The sequence below is a fragment of the Asticcacaulis excentricus CB 48 genome (genome assembly GCF_000175215.2).
Classification (GTDB): domain Bacteria; phylum Pseudomonadota; class Alphaproteobacteria; order Caulobacterales; family Caulobacteraceae; genus Asticcacaulis; species Asticcacaulis excentricus.
The window spans coordinates 1,668,807-1,684,831 of sequence record NC_014816.1 but is presented as its reverse complement, the minus strand read 5'-3'; the positions used below and the strand labels follow the sequence as shown (position 1 = coordinate 1,684,831).

At 58.0% G+C, this 16,025-nt stretch carries 17 protein-coding genes; 7 read left to right on the top strand and 10 right to left on the bottom strand.

The features are described from left to right. Positions 1-147 precede the first annotated feature (147 nt). The gene (locus ASTEX_RS07755) at positions 148-657 is read left to right on the top strand and encodes a PGPGW domain-containing protein (protein WP_013479056.1); all 510 of its coding nucleotides are present in this window, start codon (positions 148-150) and stop codon (positions 655-657) included. A gap of 59 nt (positions 658-716) precedes the next feature. Then, positions 717-2,071 (top strand): IS3 family transposase gene (locus ASTEX_RS19880; RefSeq protein ID WP_085930436.1). Its coding sequence is split into 2 segments (ribosomal slippage): positions 717-1,188 and positions 1,188-2,071, totalling 1,356 coding nucleotides; the frame shifts between segments, so codons are not numbered across the junction. A 79-nt stretch (positions 2,072-2,150) separates the two neighbouring features. On the opposite strand, the gene ASTEX_RS07740 is transcribed toward ASTEX_RS19880, so the two are convergent. The 5 genes from ASTEX_RS07740 to ASTEX_RS07720 form a co-directional block, all read right to left on the bottom strand. Next, positions 2,151-3,569, bottom strand: coding sequence for an NAD(P)(+) transhydrogenase (Re/Si-specific) subunit beta (locus tag ASTEX_RS07740; protein ID WP_013479055.1), 1,419 nt, complete (start codon positions 3,567-3,569; stop codon positions 2,151-2,153). Beyond that, positions 3,569-3,904 (bottom strand): NAD(P) transhydrogenase subunit alpha part 2, encoded by a 336-nt coding sequence (locus tag ASTEX_RS07735; RefSeq protein ID WP_013479054.1) that lies wholly within the window; start codon positions 3,902-3,904, stop codon positions 3,569-3,571. The genes ASTEX_RS07740 and ASTEX_RS07735 overlap by 1 nt, the downstream gene beginning before the upstream one ends. A 10-nt stretch (positions 3,905-3,914) precedes the next feature. After that, the gene (locus tag ASTEX_RS07730) at positions 3,915-5,042 is read right to left on the bottom strand and encodes a Re/Si-specific NAD(P)(+) transhydrogenase subunit alpha (protein ID WP_013479053.1); all 1,128 of its coding nucleotides are present in this window, start codon (positions 5,040-5,042) and stop codon (positions 3,915-3,917) included. Between the two features lie 172 nt (positions 5,043-5,214). Next, on the bottom strand, positions 5,215-6,054 hold the full coding sequence (locus ASTEX_RS07725; protein ID WP_013479052.1) for a DUF817 domain-containing protein: 840 nt from the start codon (positions 6,052-6,054) through the stop codon (positions 5,215-5,217). Positions 6,055-6,101: 47 nt separating this feature from the next. After that, the gene (locus ASTEX_RS07720; protein ID WP_013479051.1) at positions 6,102-6,344 is read right to left on the bottom strand and encodes an aa3-type cytochrome c oxidase subunit IV; all 243 of its coding nucleotides are present in this window, start codon (positions 6,342-6,344) and stop codon (positions 6,102-6,104) included. A 193-nt stretch (positions 6,345-6,537) separates the two neighbouring features. Here ASTEX_RS07720 and ASTEX_RS07715 point away from each other — a divergent pair, with 193 nt between their 5' ends. Further along, entirely contained in the window at positions 6,538-7,194 is a 657-nt protein-coding gene (locus tag ASTEX_RS07715) for a YitT family protein (protein WP_013479050.1), read from the top strand. A gap of 487 nt (positions 7,195-7,681) precedes the next feature. On the opposite strand, the gene ASTEX_RS07710 is transcribed toward ASTEX_RS07715, so the two are convergent. Continuing rightward, positions 7,682-9,505, bottom strand: a complete 1,824-nt coding sequence (locus ASTEX_RS07710; protein WP_013479048.1) for a M3 family oligoendopeptidase — start codon at positions 9,503-9,505, stop codon at positions 7,682-7,684. A 195-nt stretch (positions 9,506-9,700) separates the two neighbouring features. Between ASTEX_RS07710 and ASTEX_RS07705 the strand changes: the two genes are divergently transcribed. Next, the gene (locus tag ASTEX_RS07705) at positions 9,701-11,164 is read left to right on the top strand and encodes a sigma-54-dependent transcriptional regulator (protein WP_013479047.1); all 1,464 of its coding nucleotides are present in this window, start codon (positions 9,701-9,703) and stop codon (positions 11,162-11,164) included. Here the strand turns inward: ASTEX_RS07705 and ASTEX_RS07700 are convergent, their stop codons facing one another. The 4 genes from ASTEX_RS07700 to ykgO all read right to left on the bottom strand — a co-directional run bounded on the left by ASTEX_RS07700 (position 11,165) and on the right by ykgO (position 12,865). Then, positions 11,165-11,752 (bottom strand): DUF3833 domain-containing protein, encoded by a 588-nt coding sequence (locus ASTEX_RS07700; RefSeq protein ID WP_013479046.1) that lies wholly within the window; start codon positions 11,750-11,752, stop codon positions 11,165-11,167. Between the two features lie 54 nt (positions 11,753-11,806). Further along, positions 11,807-12,205, bottom strand: coding sequence for a hypothetical protein (locus tag ASTEX_RS07695; RefSeq protein WP_013479045.1), 399 nt, complete (start codon positions 12,203-12,205; stop codon positions 11,807-11,809). Positions 12,206-12,276: 71 nt separating this feature from the next. Then, positions 12,277-12,546 (bottom strand): nucleoid-associated protein GapR, encoded by a 270-nt coding sequence (gapR, locus tag ASTEX_RS07690; RefSeq protein ID WP_013479044.1) that lies wholly within the window; start codon positions 12,544-12,546, stop codon positions 12,277-12,279. Between the two features lie 193 nt (positions 12,547-12,739). Continuing rightward, entirely contained in the window at positions 12,740-12,865 is a 126-nt protein-coding gene (gene ykgO / locus ASTEX_RS07685; RefSeq protein WP_013479043.1) for a type B 50S ribosomal protein L36, read from the bottom strand. Positions 12,866-13,135: 270 nt separating this feature from the next. Here ykgO and ASTEX_RS07680 point away from each other — a divergent pair, with 270 nt between their 5' ends. From ASTEX_RS07680 to ASTEX_RS07670, 3 genes are read left to right on the top strand one after another with little or no spacing between them, the layout of a single operon-like run. Further along, the gene (locus ASTEX_RS07680) at positions 13,136-14,359 is read left to right on the top strand and encodes an acyltransferase family protein (protein ID WP_168148083.1); all 1,224 of its coding nucleotides are present in this window, start codon (positions 13,136-13,138) and stop codon (positions 14,357-14,359) included. A 9-nt stretch (positions 14,360-14,368) separates the two neighbouring features. Beyond that, complete coding sequence (locus tag ASTEX_RS20650; protein WP_013479041.1) at positions 14,369-15,658, top strand: hypothetical protein; 1,290 nt, start codon at positions 14,369-14,371, stop codon at positions 15,656-15,658. A 4-nt stretch (positions 15,659-15,662) separates the two neighbouring features. Continuing rightward, positions 15,663-15,965 carry a winged helix-turn-helix domain-containing protein gene (locus ASTEX_RS07670; protein WP_013479040.1) on the top strand — a complete coding sequence of 101 codons (303 nt, stop codon included), beginning with the start codon at positions 15,663-15,665 and terminating at the stop codon, positions 15,963-15,965. Positions 15,966-16,025: the final 60 nt, after the last annotated feature.

The following is a 16,025-nucleotide window of genomic DNA, read 5'->3' as shown; positions in this document are numbered from 1 at the left end:
TGCGACGATTCCCATATCGCGATCACGGCGGGTTTATTAGCGTGAGCTTACGATATCATAACCTTGGTATGGTAGCTTTGAAGGGCTACTGACAGAATAGGGCCTGAAACGGTTTAGAACGACGCTACAGGACCACGGAGCAAGACGATGAACGGGCCGAAGGGCTTATTGGCGGGACTTTTCAAACTTTCCTCTGGGAAGGCGTCGAAGTCGCGCGCGCTCGTAAGCGCCTCGCCGCAAGTCCGCAAGCCCAAAACCCGTCGCAAAGGCCACGTTCGCAATGGCGCCAGCCGTCTGTGGCGCGGGGCACTGGTCGCGCTCGGGTTTTTCATTGTTGTCTTAGGGATTATCATTGCGCCCTTGCCGGGGCCATTGGGTATGCCGGTATCTATTGCGGGCCTGATTATCGTCCTGCGTAACTCTTATTGGGCCAAGCGGCAGTTTATCCGCACATGGCGGCGTCACCCGAAGTGGCTGACGCCTGTTCGCCGTCTATTGCGTCCACGTGCAAAGTTCCTGTCGATCATCTGGCATCAGATGCTGAGGACCGAAAAACTGGTAATATCCCGGACTAAGGATCGCGTTCTAGGGCCGGTGCGGCGGCGCTTCCTGCGTAAGGCCCGTCGACATGGCTTTCGTCCGCAATCGGCCGATTAAAAAACCTCCCGATCATGAACTGAACCCCAAAAGTTGGACACCAACTTTTGGGGTTTTCCATGTCTAAATATTCCGAGGCTTTTAAGCTGTCGGTTATCAACGAGTATCTCGCTGGTTCGTCGAGTTTAGAAACGATCTGTCGGCCCTTGGGCATCGACTGCACGACGGTGCGCAGTTGGGTAGCTCTTTATCGGCTTCATGGCAGGGCGGGCATCATCAAAAAGTTCAGTCATTACAGCGGTGCTTTCAAGCTTTCCGTGCTGAAGCACATGTGGGAGAATAAGCTGGCTTGCCGGGAGACAGCCGCCTTCTTCAACATCCGCAATCCGGCTTGCCTTCGAGAATGGGAAAGGCGTTACCGTGCTGGCGGCATCGATGCTCTGAACCCACGCCGCAAGGGAAGGCCCAAATCCATGTCAGGTCAAGGACGCACCGAGCCCGAGCCATCTTCAGGTGATGATAAGCGCACACGTGAAGAGTTGCTTTCCGAGCTGAATTATCTACGCATGGAGAATGCGTACCTAAAAAAACTGGATGCCTTAGTTCAAGCAAAGCGAACGCCGAAAAAGCGCAAATAGTGCTTGAGCTAAGGCGCCAATACCCGATTGCAGGCCTACTGAAACTAGCAGGGTTGGCTCGTAGTACCTTCTATTATCAGCAGAAAGCGCTTCTTGCCGGCGATAAACACGAAAAGACAAGAGTGAGCATCCAGACGGTCTACGACCGCCACAAAGGCCGGTATGGCTATCGTCGGATTACCGCTGCGCTCAAGCTTCTGGGCACGATCGTCAACCACAAGACGGTTCAACGTTTGATGAGGCAAATGGGCCTGAAGTCGTTGGTAAGATCCAAGAAATACAAGTCCTACAAAGGGGCTGTCGGACGAACGGTGCCCGATCTTCTTCAGCGCCAGTTCGATGCGCCAGGCATCAACCAAAAATGGGTGACGGATGTGACCGAGTTCAAAGTAGCTGGTGAAAAACTCTATCTTTCACCCGTCATGGATCTATACAATCGAGAAATCATCGCCTTTGAAACTGCCAGGCATCCTGTTTTTAAGCTCGTCGGAAACATGCTCGAGAAGGCCTTGAACAAACTGGGAAAGGACGAGAAACCCACAATCCATTCCGACCAGGGCTGGCACTATCAGATGCCAGAATATCAACGAAAACTCGAGGAAAGCCACGTCCTCCAGAGCATGTCACGAAAAGGGAACTGTCTAGACAACGCCCCCATTGAAAGCTTCTTCGCCGTCCTGAAATCTGAGTTCTTCTATCTCGAAAAGTTTGACAGCTTCGAAGCCCTTCAAGAAGGCATCGAAACCTACATCCACTATTACAATAATGACCGTATCAAGCTAAAATTAAATGGGCTGAGCCCTGTGCAATACAGAACTCAGCCCTTAACCGCCTAGCCAGACCATAAACCGTCCAACTTTATGGGGTCAGTTCATCATGGATCGAGAGGTTTTTTTGTGGTTGCAATGACGGGTCTCAGAGGGCCTTGACGATCCCTTCGACCATCTTCTTCGCGTCCGCAAAGAGCATCATCGTATTGTCACGGAAGAAGAGTTCGTTTTCGACCCCGGCATAGCCTGAAGACATTCCGCGTTTGACGAACAGCACGGTTTGGGCCTTTTCGACGTCGAGGATAGGCATACCGAAGATAGCCGATGTCGGGTCGGTCTTGGCCGCCGGGTTGGTGACGTCATTGGCCCCGATGACAAAGGCGACATCCGCCGTGGCAAATTCGCTGTTGATGTCTTCCAGTTCGAAGACCTCATCATAGGGGACATTGGCTTCGGCCAGCAGTACGTTCATATGGCCCGGCATCCGGCCCGCCACAGGGTGGATGGCGTATTTGACCTCAACGCCTTCCTCTTTCAGCTTGTCGGCCATTTCGCGCAGAGCGTGCTGAGCCTGAGCCACCGCCATGCCGTAGCCTGGCACGATGATGACCTTGGAGGCGTTCTTCATAATGAAGGCGGCGTCATCGGCGGAGCCCTGCTTGACCGGGCGCGTTTCGAACTTGCCAGCGGCAGCCGCCGTTGAGGTATCGGCACCGAACCCGCCCAGAATGACCGAGACGAAGGAGCGGTTCATGCCCTTACACATGATGTAGCTGAGGATGGCGCCGGAGGAGCCGACCAAAGCACCAGTGATGATCAGGGCGATGTTTTCCAGCGTGAAGCCTAGCGCCGCCGCAGCCCAGCCTGAATAGGAGTTGAGCATGGAGACGACGACCGGCATGTCGGCCCCGCCGATGGGGATGATCAGTGTCACACCCAGCACCAGTGACAGGGCAAAGATCAGCCAGAAGGCCCATTGCGCCTGCCCCGCCGTGGCGATTAGCACGCCGATCAGGCCAAAGACAGCCAGCCCTAAGCCGATATTGAGGGCGTGACGGGCCGGCAGGATGATCGGGGCACCGGACATGTTGCCGTTCAGCTTGGCAAAGGCAATGACCGAGCCGGTAAAGGTGATGGCGCCAATGGCGACACCTAAGCTCAGTTCGATGATCGACTGCGTCTTTATGCCGAGGCCGGAGTCGATGTGGAAGGCGTCGGGCGCATAAAGGGCCCCCACGGCGACCAGACAGGCGGCCAGACCGACTAGCGAGTGGAAGGCGGCCACAAGCTGTGGCATGGAGGTCATCGAGACCTTTTTGGCAATGGTCGCCCCGGCAAAGCCGCCGACCGCCACACCGCCCAGAATCAGAGCGATGGTTACGGGGTCTATCTCACCACCGATAAAAAGACCAAGAAGCGTCACGCCGACGGCTACGGCCATGCCGATCATGCCGTAAAGATTGCCCTGACGTGAGGTTTCGGGTGACGACAGGCCGCGCAGGGCCAGAATAAACAGCACGCCGGAAACCAGATAGGCGGTGGCAGAAAAATCAGCGAAAGACATCAGTGCGCCCCTTCTTTCTTAGCCTGAGCGGGACGCTCTTTTTTCTTGTACATGGCCAGCATCCGGCGCGTGACCATGAAACCGCCGAAGATATTGACAGCCGCCAGCGCGCTGGCGATCGCGCCGGAGCCCTTGGCAAACCAGGTGCCTGCGCCGAAACCGGAGGCCGCCGCCGCGATTAGCGCGCCGACAATAATGACCGAGGAGATGGCGTTGGTGACGGCCATCAGCGGCGTATGCAGGGCCGGTGTCACCGACCAAACAACGTAATAGCCGACAAAGACCGCCAGCACGAAGATGGCGAAATGGAAGACGGTGGGATTGATATGTTCCACGGTTTCCCCCTTAATTTTGTAAGTTGGGGTGCACCACGGCACCGTTTTGCGTGACGAGTGCGGCCTTGAGAATCTCATCCTCGAAATCCGGGCTCAGCGCGCCGTCCTTGATCAGCAGCCCCAGGAAGGCCTGAAGATTTTTGGCATAAAGGGCTGAGGCGTCATTGGCGATGGCCGCCGTGATATTGGTCGGGCCGTAGATTCTGACGCCATTCGTTTCCACAACGCTATCGGGCACGCAGCCTTCGACATTGCCGCCTTGCGGGGCCGCGATATCAACCAGCACCGAACCGGCTTTCATCGAAGCGACCTGTGCCGCGGTAACCAGACGAGGTGCAGGGCGGCCGGGGATCAGGGCGGTGGTGATGACGATGTCCTGCTTGCCGATATGGCCGCTGATCAGTTCGGCCTGTTTAGCCTTATAGTCGTCAGACATTTCCTTGGCATAGCCACCGGCGGTCTGGGCGTTTTTGAATTCTTCGTCCTCGACCGCGATGAACTTGGCCCCTAGTGATTCGACCTGTTCCTTGGTCGCCGGGCGCACATCGGTGGCGGAGACGACCGCCCCCAAACGCCGCGCTGTAGCAATCGCCTGAAGCCCGGCCACGCCGACGCCCATCACAAACACCTTGGCCGGGGCGACCGTGCCCGCCGCCGTCATCATCATCGGAAAGGCCTTGCCGTAAAGGTGTGCGCCTTCGATCACGGCGCGATAACCGGCCAGATTGGCTTGAGACGACAGGGCGTCCATCACTTGCGCGCGGGTTATGCGTGGCACGAACTCCATGGCGTAGGCGGTCACACCGGCCTCCACGAGCGCTTTGAGTGCGTCTTTCTCACGGTAGGCGTCTAGGAGGGCGACGACCGTCGTGCCTTTTTTCAGCGTTTTCGCCTCGGTCGTAGATGGGCCTCGCACCTTGAGCAGGATGTCTGCCGACGACCACACGACTTTGGTATCCGCGATCTCTGCGCCCGCGGCGGTGAACGCCTCGTCGGTAAAGGCCGCGCTGACGCCCGCGCCCGTTTCCACCACAACGCGCTGACCGCTGGCGACCCATTTCTTGACCGTGTCTGGGGTCGCGGCGACCCGCGTTTCGCCCGTCAGGGTTTCCTTTGGTATTCCGATGACAAGAACCAAGTGTCTCTCCCCGGATTTGTCTGATTACATCAGAAAAATCCTCACAATTGCAACGATTTACGCCACTTTATTCTTATTATGCTTTGGCCTTACGGCCTTGCCGATGTTTAGTAAAGACAGTTTTAGAGGCCTAAGCGTTGAGTCAGACTGACGTGCGGCAGATGTCAACCTATCACGGTTCTGCGGATTTACGGTCTTCAACTTCCTGTGGGGGGAGGGGTGGGATGACGAGGCTGACCATGACGAAGCTGAGGACGAGCAGTAACGCCCACGCGCCCATCTTGTGCAGGCTGACCATGTGCCAGACGTCCTGATCCGGATAGGCCCAGGTGCGTGTGGCCGTACCGATGTTTTCGGCCACCCACAGGAAGAAGGCCGTCAGCGCGTTGGCGAGGATGAAGGGCATCCGGCGATCCTTTTGGTCAACGCGGAAGACGATCCAGCTTCGCCACCACAGTCCGCCGATGGCGGCGAACAGCAGATAGCGAAAATCCCAGATGTAATGATGAGTGAAAAAGTTGATATAGATCAACGCCCCCAGTCCAAAGGTGGCCCACACAGGCGGATAGTGGGTGTATCTCAGGTCCATGACCCGACTAGTGCGGGCGATGAAGGAGCCGACGCAGGCATACATAAAGCCGGTAAACAACGGCACACCTTCAATACGGATGAGGGCGTCGCCCGGATAGGCCCAGGAGCCCATATGCGTCTTGAAAATTTCCATCACCGTGCCGACGACGTGATAGAGAAATATGACCCGCGCCTCCTCGAAGGTTTCAAGCCGCAGGACCAGCATTAGGATTTGCAGGATGACGGCCGCAACGAACAGGAAGTCGTAGCGCAACAGCGGGGCCTTATCTGGCCAGAACAGGTGCGTAACGATCAGAAGCCCCAGCATGGCTGCGCCGAACAGGCATGACCAAGCCATCTTCAGGCCAAACAGGATAAATTCCGCCAGCGGCGCGGGTAACCTGTCGAGCGTGCGGTGGATGATCCGCCGCGCCGGTTGCAAAAAAGGCCCCAGCGGGTGGGGCCTTTGGCTCTGATCTTTTGACGCGCTCAGTGGGCGTCCGGCTTCTTCTTGAGCACCAGAAAGCCGATCACGGCCACGACGGCGGAAACAAAGCCGGCGATGAAGAAGCCTGCGCCCTTAACGGCGAACAGGAGGACGAAGAACAGGATGCCGACGGCGATGATCAGGCTGCCCCACTTGGTGAGGCCCATGAACAGGTCGTAGGTTTCCGACTGTTCGTGGATGTTCATCTCGCCCTTGTGGTAGTCGCCCGATTGATGTCCGGCCATTGGATTCGTGTCCCTGAAAAAGTCTGTCGTTCGTACTTTTCTACAAAAGCGCGGCTTTGCGGTCAACGGCTGATGGACGCAGGCGTTGAAATCGCTTAAAACGGTTGCAAGTGAAATTATAAAGGCAGGTTCCGGCATGGTCCGGGCAGGGATGAACGACAGGCGGGTGGGATCTTAGCTTAGAGCCACACGCATGATTTTTGCCAGACTTTGGGCCTCGCTAAAGCCCGGTAACACCAATGACGGATCGACGGAGCGTTTGAAACACACGCCTCTTGAGGACGCTTATGCCTTCGCCATCGGCTGTTCGATGATCGTATTGGGGATCGTCCTGCTGAAGACCGTCGGGCTGGTTACGGGCGGGGTGGCCGGGATTGCACTGCTGGTGTCCTATCTGATCCCGTTGCCGGTTGGCGTGCTGTTCATGCTCATCAACGTGCCCTTTTTCGTCTTTGCCTATCTGGGCATGGGCCGGGTCTTCATGATCAAGACCATCATTGTTTCGATGGCGATCATGGGGCTCGCCGTGCTGATGCCGATGGCCGTGCATATCGACTATGTGCAGCCTTTGTTTGCGGCGGTCTTCGGCGGGACGATCATCGGCATGGGGATATTGTCTCTGGCGCGGCACGGAGCCGGAGCCGGGGGTACGGGGGTCTTATCCCTCTATCTTCAGAAAAAACGCGGCATCAACGCTGGTCAAACGCAACTGATCATCGACCTGATCATTATGGCCGCGTCGATGTTCGTCATACCGGGGGAGCGGCTTTTGTACTCAGTCGTCTCCGCAGCCGCCATGAGTCTGGTGATGATGAGCTGGCACCGCCCGGAACGATACATCGGGCGCTAAAATCTTTACTTTGCAATTGGGTTCTCTCAGATTAACCCCATGCGCTTAAGAGATGATCCCCCGGTCTTTATCCGCTTTGTATGTTTCAAGACCATCGAAGGGCAAAGACATGCATTGGGTATATTTCAGGCCTGTGATGACGCGCGAGATAGTCATCATGCAGAGGGCTGGGCGCTCGCCCTCCTGAACGAAACTTACGATTGGTTCGGTCGCCATTTAAAAAAACAGATCGATTCTATCACGGGGATAGATGGCAGCCCGGAAATCCCGGTTTGTCGTGGTTTAAACCCGATGCGGTGGCGCATATTCGCCGTACGTACGACCTCAAAACAGCGCTGGATGCCTGCGGGGTCTATGTACAGGTCCTGACGACGCGTGACGTAAGACAAGTCCTTTATGAGGATGCACATCAGGTGTGCGCTGTACCGTCGAGACATACGTTCGGATGAAACGGATGTCATTATGTTCCGATTGAAGGAAATTGAACCTAAACCAGTGCTTCGAACTGGTCGATGAGGCCCTTAAGCCGCTGACAGCCCATCTCCCAGAAGGCCTTTTCGCGCGGATTGAGGCCGAACGGGGCCAGCGCTTCAACATAGGTCTTAGTCCCGCCCGCCGACAGAAGCTGCGCATAGAGCGGCGTGAAGGCTTCGGGGTTTTCCCGGCGCTTTTCCATCAGGGCCGACACCAGCAGATCACCAAAGGCATAGGCGTAGACGTAGAAGGGCGCGTGGACGAAGTGGCTGATATAGGCCCACCAGTATTCATAACCGTCGTTCAGCGTGATCGCGGGCCCCAGTGACTCGCCCATCACCTCAAGCCATAGGGCGTTGAGCCGATCGACCGGCACCTCGCCCTCAAGACGTTCAGCATGGAAGCGCTCTTCGAACCGGTGGAAGGCGATCTGACGCACCACGCTGTTGAGGCCGTCCTCAATCTTCCCGGCCAGCAGGGCCTTTTTGTCTTCGGGCGAAGCGTCGGCGACCAAATATTCGAACACCAGCCCTTCGGCAAAAATCGAGGCCGTTTCCGCCAGCGTCAGCGGTGTGTCGGCCAGAATTGACCCCAGGGGCGCGGCCAGAGTCTGATGCACCGCATGGCCCAGTTCATGAGCTAAGGTCAGCATTTCGCGCCGCTCGCCCGTGAAGTTGAGCATCACGTAGGGGTGGTGGCTGGACGACACCGGATGGGCATAGGCCCCCGACGACTTGCCTTCGCGCGGCTGAGCGTCGATCCACGGCTTTTCAAAAAAGACAGCAGCGCGTTCGGCAAAGTCTGGACCCAGACGGGCGAAGGAATCGAGCACAATGCTCCTGGCTTCATCCCAGCTATAGAGTTTGGGGGCGGCGGCGGTCAGGGGCGCATTGCGGTCCCAGAAGTTGAGCACCGTCTTGCCCATGACCTTCGCCTTCAGCGCATAATAGCGATGCGACAGGGCGGCGTAGGATTCGCCGACCGCTTCGGCCATGGCATCGACGCCATCCCCATCCACCTCATTGGCCAGATGGCGTGACGCGGCGGGTGTGGCGAACTTGCGCCATCGGTCTTCGACCTGCTTTTCAAACGCCAGAGTATTGAGCGCCAAAGCGAGCACCGGCGCGTTATCTTTAAGCGCGACCGACAGGCCTTCGGCAGCCGCCTTGCGTACGGCCTCGTCCGGCGAGGACAGGCGCGTCAGGGCTTCATTGAGTGTCAAGACTTCGGGCTTCGATTTTGGCCCGATTTTAACGCGCAAACGGGTCAGGGTTTCATCGAACAGGCGCACCCACGAGGTCGCCCCCGGCATTTTTTCCAACAGCAGTTTTTCAAGATCGGCCGATAATTCGTGTGGGCGGTTGGCGCGGATACGCCGTAGCCACGGCCGCCACTTCTGGGCCTTTTCGGTGACACGCAGAGCCTGTTCGATTTCCCAGTCTTCCAACTGGTTCAGTTCCAGCGACAGGAACAGGCTGTCAGTCGAGATCAGCGCCGCTTTGTTACGCAGGTCGGCATCTAGCTTGGCAATCCGCGTATCCTCTCGCGAGATCGTCGAGGCGAGGGTTGTGTAGGCCATGGCGCCGGCCATGCGGTCCGAGGCCCGCTCATAGAGCGTTGCCGCCTGGTCAATCAGCAGACCCAACCGCTCGGCATTGCCCCGCGCCGCAACAAAATTGCCCTGTAGCTTCTGCAGCTCTTTCAGGGTCGCCGTGGCTTCGGCGAAGTCGGCGGCAATCTTCGGATCGTCCACACTACTGTAAAGATCCGTCAGGTCCCACACCGGCAGAGCGTTGGACAGGGTAGGGGCGGAATCGGTCGATGCGGTCTGTGTCATGTCTCTGGCTCTAACCAAAACAAAATTCAAAATCGAGAGGGAAAGCGCAGAACAGCGGGGGAGACAAGAGTCTCTCAACGGCACATTAACCTTGTCTCTCAACGAGATTTTCAAGGCTTTCGTTTACAAGCTGTCTCAAAATAAGCCGTGTCCGCCTCCCTTCGGACCGGTAAACCCGATGAGATGGTGTCCGAAATGGCCAAGACAATCCTGATTTGCGACGATGACCCGACCCAGCGGCGGCTGATTCAGGCCGTTTTGGAACGCGAGGGCTTTGCGGTCGTCCACGCCGAGAACGGACCGCAGGCGTATGATCGCCTGACTACCACTTCCGGCATCGATGCGGTCATTCTCGATCTGGTCATGCCGGGGCAGTCGGGTATCGACACTCTCAAAGACATCCGCGCGGCGGGCATCCGCACGCCGGTGGTGGTGCTCACCGCGTCGGGCGGCATCGATACGGTGGTCAAAGCCATGCAGGCCGGTGCGCAGGACTTCTTTATTAAGCCGGCTTCGCCCGAGCGTATTTTAGTCAGCGTGCGCAACGCCTTGCAGATGGGCGATATGGCTGCTGAGGTGACGCGTCTAAAAAAGCAGGTCACCAACCGCACCTCGTTCGAAGATCTGGTCGGCACGTCTGGAGCTATGCAGATGGTGCGCCGCCTGGGCGAACGCGCGGCGCGGTCAGGCATCCCCGTGCTGATCCTGGGCGAAAGCGGTGTCGGTAAGGAACTGATTGCACGCGCTATTCAGGGCTCTTCAGATCGCGCAGGTAAGCCTTTCGTTGCCGTCAACTGCGGTGCCTTGCCGGCCAATCTGGTCGAATCCATCCTGTTCGGCCACGAAAAAGGTTCTTTCACCGGCGCGTCAGACAAGCACCTCGGGAAGTTTCAGGAGGCCAGCGGTGGCACACTGTTCCTCGATGAAGTCGGCGAACTGCCCCTCGACATGCAGGTCAAGCTGCTGCGCGCCCTTCAGGAAGGCGAAATCGACCCTATCGGTGCCAAACGCCCGGTTAAGGTCGATGTGCGCATTATTTCGGCGACCAATCGCAACCTTCAGGATCAGGTCAAGGCCGGACATTTCCGCGAAGACCTATTCTACCGCCTTAATGTCTTCCCGATCGAAGCGCCGTCCCTGCGTGAGCGCCGTGAGGATATTCCGGCCCTGATCGAACACTTCATTCGCCGTTTCAATGTCGAAGAGGGCAAGCGCGTGGCGGGGGTGGCGTCGGACGCCATTCAGCTTCTGTGCGCTTACGACTGGCCCGGCAATGTACGTCAGTTGGAAAATACCATCTATCGCGCCATCGTGCTGGCCGATACGCCGCACCTTCAGGCCTATGACTTCCCGGCCATTTCGGGTCAGCACCTGCCGCAGGCCGCCGTGTCTACGCCGGTGCCGCCTATCATTGCCGAACACCAGGCGGCTATGACGCAGCTTGATGCGGGCCTGCCGGATCAGCCGGTGAAGATCCTCGACGGAGCTGGCCACCTGCGCAAGCTGGAAGAGATCGAGCGCGACCTGATCGAACACGCCATCAGCGTCTATGCCGGGCATATGTCGGAAGTGGCGCGCCGCCTCGGCATCGGCCGCTCTACACTCTATCGCAAGGTGCGTGACTGCGGCCTTGAAGGTATGGTCAAGGAAGCCGGTTAATTACCGGAAGTCCTTAGTCAATGATTCGGCCACCGGGGCCGGGTGTCCAGGCTTGATAAAGCTTAAGGTCACCCGCCCCACGCGCACGCCAAATTTTGACACATCGGCGCGGTTTATAGCGACCCCGTCGGCTACCAGATGCGACCAGTCGTCAAAGCGTACCTTAAGCGTGCCGCCCTGATAGGGGAGGTTCAGCAGGTAGCGGATGCGGATGGCGTCGCCGCCCGTTTCGATGCGTGCGGTTCCCGCCACATCCTGTGCGCGGCCTTCATAGAGGCCATTGCTAAGCTTGCGGAAGGTCCAGGTGCGTGTCTGACGCTCGCCATCATTCCACAAAAAGCGCTCATCCAGCACAAAGCCATCAGCCGTAGGCGTGCCGCGCGTCACTACGCTGAAGGTGCGGCTAACCTTGCCGCTGCGGTCTTCGAACACGCCATAGGCCCGGGTTTCCCCGGCAAAGTAGGACTCAAGCTCAAAAGCTGGTTGCGGGCGGCTGTTGCTGGTGATGTCCAGTGAAGCACAGCCGGACAGACCGCCAGCACCAACGGTAGTCAGAGCTAGGGCAAACAGAAGGGCGCGTGGACGCATCGGACGCTCCATTAATAGCGGTTTATCAGGGTACGTTATCCGGGACGCTTCAGTTCAATTTTCATCATCGGCATTTTTGGCGGCGCGTGATTTCACCTTCTGACGGATTTCACGCAACTTAACGCCCTGAAGCAGGGACAAAGTGCCATTGATTGCGCCCTTGTCCGGATCGGCGAAGGCGCGGCCATAGGTCTTGACGCGGTCGCTGACGCTGTCGATAAAGTCGCTTTCCCATTCGGACAGATCGACGCCGGCCTCAGCGGCGGTCTTTTTGGCGCGTTCCAGCGCTCGCAGAGTGCGCTTTTGCAACGCCTTCTTTTCATCGAGCGGGGAGGGCAGTTTGGGCGCAGCCGACCGGGAAGTCAGGCCGCCCTGTGATGAGAGAGGGGCCTTTGTCTTCAGTTCACTCTTGCGCGTCAGCCCCTTGCCGGGCGTTTTGGATTTGAACGCCATTTGAGCATCACACGCCGCTCAGGCATTTGGGTCAAATAAAAAATCCTCTCCTTTGTCAGGAGAGGAACACATCACAGCCCGCCAATGGCCGACAGGTAGAGGTCCAGCAGGGTTTCTTCTTCCTGCAGCTTGACCTTATCCTTCTTGCGAAGGCTGACCACCTTACGCATCACCTTGGTATCAAAACCTTCGCCCTTGGCCTCGGCATAAACGTCTTTCAGATCGCCGGCGATGGCGGCCTTGTCCTCTTCGAGGCGTTCGATGCGCTCGATGAACGATTTCAGACGGCCTTGCGCGGCGGCGGTGATGACGTCGGGGTGAGCGGACTGATCGTCGGCCATTAAATTATCCTTGAAAGGGAAAACGAGGGTCCCGTTCACCATAAACCATGCGAATCACCCGCTCAATACGTCGCGATTTGCCAGCCGCGCCTGAGCTGTGGATGAATTTTGTAGCGATGATAAACAAGAAAAGCGTCCGGAGCGGGCTCCGGACGCTGAATTCTGTAAGCCCTCAGGGTCTAATCGGGGTCGATTAGCCTTGCTTGGCCTTGAAGCGCGGGTCGGTCTTGTTGATGACATAGACCACGCCCTTGCGACGGACGATCTTGCAGTCCCGGTGACGGGTCTTCAGCGACTTCAGCGAGCTACGGACTTTCATGGTCCCAACCTTTGACTAAGTAATGACTGAGGCTTTGACCGAATTCGCACAACCCAGACGGGGGCGAAGCCTTCAAGCCATGTGTGAGGCGCGGTTCCTACGCGAAGCGCACACACAAGTCAACAATCTGTGAGCGGCTTTTTGCACAAATCACGACCGGAGGCGACCGGCTCACGGAATTATCATTTTTAGACTAGTTTAAAATATAAACCAGTTTATACCATTCGATGCAACGGCGTTATGGCCGGGGTGACGCCGGAGGAGGGCGCCATGACGAATGAGACGCAAATGACAGGGGACGCGCGCTTTTATGCGCTGGATGCGGTACGCGGTGGCGCGTTGTTTTTGGGCATCATCCTGCACGCCGGGCTGGCCTATATGTCGCCGCCCGCCTGGATTGTGAACGACCCTTCGGGCAATGCCGCGGTAGGGGTTTTGTTTTTCACCATCCACATGTTCCGTATGAGCCTGTTCTTCATACTGGCCGGCTTTTTCGCGCGGCTGCTGTATCGCAAGCGCGGGGCTAAGGGCTTTTTCCTAGATCGACTAAAACGCGTGGCGGGGCCGCTGGTCCTGTTCTGGTTTCCAGTTCTGGCAGCCATCATCACAGTTCTCATTCTCGCCGCCCTGAAAGCCAACCCGGCACTGGCGAACCAGCCGCCCGCACCCCCGCCACCCCTAACGGCAGAGACCTTTCCCCTGACGCACCTTTGGTTCCTGTACATGCTGCTGTTGCTTTATGCGGTGTGTGTACCGCTGCGCGGCCTGCTGGCCTTTATAGACAGCGCCGGGGCCTTGCGCCGCGCAGCCGACAGCCTGTTTGGTTTTGTCATCCGCTGGGACCTGACTTCGCTGGTGTTCGGCCTGCCGTTGTGGCTGCTTATTCAGGTGCAGCCGCAATGGGAGCATTGGCTTGGAATCCCGACGCCGGACAAGGGGTTTGTCCCTAACGCTCTGGCCGCCGCCGCCTACCTGTCGGCCTTCGTCTTCGGCTGGTGCCTGCATCGCAATGCTAACCGGCTGGAGATGGTCCGCAAGAAAGGGTTTCTGAATCTCTTTTCAGCGGTGGCTTTGACGCTCGCGGCGCAATGGCTGGGTGGGCATCAGGCCGAAACCGATGCGGTGACTGGGGGCGCGTGGCGGGCTCTGTATTCCGCAGCCTATGTGCTGGGCCTTTGGAGCTGGTGTCTGGGGCTGACCGGCGTCGCCCTGCGCTTTCTGGATCGACCCAGTCGCTTCTGGCGCTATGTGGCGGATTCGGCCTACTGGGTCTATCTGGTACATCTACCGCTGGTGCTGTTGATGCAGTACTTGCTACTCAACCTGTCGGCGCCTTATTTCGTCAAGCTGCCGCTGGCGGTTCTGAGCACGCTGTTTCTTTCGCTGCTCAGCTATCAGCTTCTGGTAAGGTACAGCTTCATCGGGGCGATTCTGGAGGGTCGCAAGCGCGTGTCACCCAAGCGCGAGTCGCCCGCAACAACCGCTACAGTCTGATTGCTGATCATGGGTCGGGTATTTTTTAAATCGCGTGTTGCCGAACCGGCGGATCTGGCATTTGCCCGATCCTTCCCCGGGGAAGGGCCGCGTGCGCAGGCTTCGGCGGGGCTGGTCTTCTTCTGGGCTGGGCTGCTCTATGGCCTTCAGACGCTCATCTACGCGGCTGTCGAAGCGGGCTGGATTAAGGTCCCGTCGTCCTATGGTCTGTGCTTGGCGATCGGTCCGACCCTGCCGTTTCTGGGGGTGATCGTCTATGTCGCCTGGCGCGAGCGCAAAGGGAAGGGCGGGGTGGCGACCCGCGCCCTGACGGCCTGCTACACCTCAGCAGGACTGCTAAACCTGATCATTGCCTTGACGTTCGGTTGGCTGGCGATCAGCCGCAAGTCCACGACGATCTGGCTTTTGTACCCCATCGTCATCTGCGCCATGCAGGGTGCAGTGTGGTACGCCGCCAGCCTGATCCGGCGAAAGCTGTGGCTGGGTCTGGTTTCGGCGGGTTGGTTCCTAACGACGCTAGCCCTAACCGTGCTGATGACCCACGTGGCGGCCTATCTTTTCTGTCTGGGAGTGGCCCTGCTGGTGCTGATGGCCGCGCCGGGCTATGCGATGAAGCAGTCGTCGGTGCGCGAGCGGGCGCTGGAAACGCTCAGGACCGAAAAATCTGTCAATACAGGTTCCGACACAGATCCGCAGGCCGCGCGGGAAGCTCTAGCCTTTATCAAGGCCTTGGTCGATCGCGGCGAGCAGGTGCAGTTATCGGGCGGCTTGCTGCTCCTGTCCGGTGGCCTGCTGTACGGCGTGCAATGCCTGTTGCACGGTCTTGACATGAGCGGCAGCCTCCGAATGGGGGCCTTGGGGCATCTGATCAACGGAATCCTGCCGACCATTCTGTTTCTTGTTATATTGAGCGTGGTTTTGTGGCGCGACCGGCACAAGACGCACGCCAATGCCGGCAGTCGGGCCATTAATGCCGCATTTGGCGGTGTCGGGCTGGCCAACCTGTTTATGAACCTTGTCTTTGGTTATGCTGCCTTCACACAAAAGTTGTGGCTCATCTGGATGCTTTATCCGATATCGCTCTGCGCCCTAATGGGAGCCGGGTGGTACGTGGCGGCGGTGGCCCAGCGTAAGTTGTGGCCTGCGCTCGTCTGCGCCGGCTGGTTTGTGACTGCCGTTCTTTTGGCCTGGCGGGTAGAAACGCCGGAATATCTGCTGATCCTGTCGGGCGCGCTGGTCCTGCTGATGGCGGTGCCGGGTTATCTTCTGATGCGTTCCGACGCAGGGCAGCGGGCGTAGGTTTATGAGTGGCTTTGACGTCAACCGGCTGGACGATGCGATCCACGGCCGCCTGCGGTTGGGGATAATGGCCTATCTGGCCGACGCGGAAGCCGCCGATTTCAACGAGCTGAAAGGCGTGCTCGAAGCGACGCAAGGCAATCTGTCGGTGCACCTCTCCAAGCTGGAGGACGCGGGCTATGTGGAGATCATCAAGGGCTATCAGGGCAAGAAGCCGTTGACGCGCGTGCATATCACCCCTGCCGGGCGTCAGGCCTTCGCCCGCTACATACAGGTGCTATCCGGTCTGGTCGATAAGCGCTCATAACAGCATGTTTACCGCTTTGCGCTTGGAAATGACATCATTCCAAGGCTAAGATTCGGACTT